Source organism: Halorubrum sp. GN11_10-6_MGM (assembly GCF_005435165.1).
In the GTDB taxonomy this organism is placed as follows: Archaea; Halobacteriota; Halobacteria; order Halobacteriales; family Haloferacaceae; genus Halorubrum.
The window spans coordinates 1-607 of sequence record NZ_SGUC01000103.1 but is presented as its reverse complement, the minus strand read 5'-3'; the positions used below and the strand labels follow the sequence as shown (position 1 = coordinate 607).

The following is a 607-nucleotide window of genomic DNA, read 5'->3' as shown; positions in this document are numbered from 1 at the left end:
GGCTGGAGCTGTAAGCGGAGGCGGTCGTTCGGACCGGCGGCGCGGTGGACGCCGGTGAGGTGCCGCCGGTCGGTTACGAGGAGTCGTCGCCGCCCTGCGCGGCCTCGACGCGGTCCGCCGTCGACTCCAGCGCGTCGGCGAGGGTCCGTGCCTGCGCGGGTGAGAGGTCGATCTCGTCGGCGTGGGCCGTCAGGTCGTCGATAGCGGTGTTATCGAGTTCGACCTCCAGCGCGACGTGGTCGGGGTTCTCCCGCGGCGCGGTGACGTTCACGACGCCGGGCGCTTCGGCGACGAACTCGTGGCCGCGGGCGCGCCCCTCGACCAGGTCCAGCGTCGTGTAGGCGTTCACGCGGAGCAGGCGGTCGCTCATCGGGCCGCCCCCGGATTCGTTGCCCGCATCGTCAGTCGTCCGCCGGCGTCGACGGCGCGTCCTCCATCGAGTCGTGCTCCGCGTACGGGTACCACGTGCGCTTCGTGTTGTGCATCATCGGGTCCTCGTAGTCGGTCTCCTCCGGCTCGACGAAGGCGTCGAGCTCCGACTCGTCGTGACGGGCGACGAACGCTCGGAAGGATTCCCCCTCGTCGCGCCCGGCGGCGAAGCTCTCGA

The 607-nt window shown here is 71.3% G+C and carries 1 protein-coding gene and 1 pseudogene; both read right to left on the bottom strand.

Features of this window, described 5'->3' with window-relative positions:
• Window positions 1-73: 73 nt before the first annotated feature.
• Complete coding sequence (locus tag EXE46_RS16265) at window positions 74-370, bottom strand: DUF6360 family protein (protein ID WP_008445523.1); 297 nt, start codon at window positions 368-370, stop codon at window positions 74-76.
• Between the two features lie 31 nt (window positions 371-401).
• Window positions 402-607, bottom strand: a pseudogene (locus tag EXE46_RS16260) (ferredoxin--nitrite reductase); the annotation flags it as partial.